Source organism: Streptomyces sp. H51, from assembly GCF_035656535.1.
Taxonomy (GTDB): domain Bacteria; phylum Actinomycetota; class Actinomycetes; order Streptomycetales; family Streptomycetaceae; genus Streptomyces.
On record NZ_JAYMHD010000010.1, the window covers coordinates 1 to 960 of the forward strand.

At 69.6% G+C, this 960-nt stretch carries 1 protein-coding gene; it reads left to right on the forward strand.

Annotated features, from left to right (window positions below; genetic code table 11):
* On the forward strand, window positions 1–465 hold a 465-nt coding region (locus VKA29_RS00555), incomplete at its 5' end, for a hypothetical protein (RefSeq protein ID WP_324783094.1).
* Window positions 466–960 lie beyond the last annotated feature (495 nt).

Genomic DNA, 960 nt, shown 5'->3' on the forward strand with positions numbered 1-960 from the left:
GCGCTGACGACGACGCCGATGGCACCGTACGTGTGGACCGGTGACTCGAAATCGACCACTGCCAAGGCGGTCGTTTCCGCCAGCAGGTCCTTCCCCGGCAACCTGGTGTGCGCCTCCGGCAGCCGCACCGGCGAGGTCTGCAACGCTCGCGTCAAGCAGACGGGCGTCATGACCAGGCAGCCGAATGGGCAGATCTCGGGCCCCATGGTCTACGCCGTGAACGAGGACTGGCTGGCCACGGCCGGTCCGGGAGACAGTGGCGGTCCGGTCTACCAGCCCCTGCCCGACAGCGAGCACTTCAAGGACGCGGTGGAAGCAAAGGGCATCATCTATGCAGGGATCATAGGTGATTTCCCGTGCAACGACCCGAGCCAGTCCGTGTGTGGTGCAGAGTTCTACTACATCGACATCATGGATGCCCTGTGGCGTTACGACGCCCAAATGGCGCTGTGGAGTCCCTACTGATCCTTGGGTCGTGACTCATCACGCCACGACGAGCACCGCACCTGCCCTTCTCGCGCCGTCCGGTGAGGCCGTACGCCTCGCCGGACGGCGCCGTGCTGTACCGGTGACAGACACCGGGATCCGGCGCGCGTATCGCGGGGAGCATCGTCCGCGCCTTCCCGAGTCGTCGGCCGACGACTCGATCCCGGGAACGGGCCGGGCTCGCCGGCCACCGGGAGACGCCGTCGGCCGGGGCCCATGCTCCGGGTGACGTGACGACACCGGCTGCAATCCAGGGGCCAGTCGGCGCCGGCAAGGCCGGACCTGAGCCGGACCCCTGCTCCCGCGGCGGCACTCGGCCCACGCCGACGGCCGACGGTTCGTGAAGCCGCGGGAGTGAGCGCGGATCCCGGTGTCTGTCACCGGTACAGCACGGCGCCGTCCGGCGAGGCGTACGGCTGCCGGAGGCGGAGGGCGGGGTCGGGCTCGGGCTGCCCGAGGCGGTGCTGGCGTTCG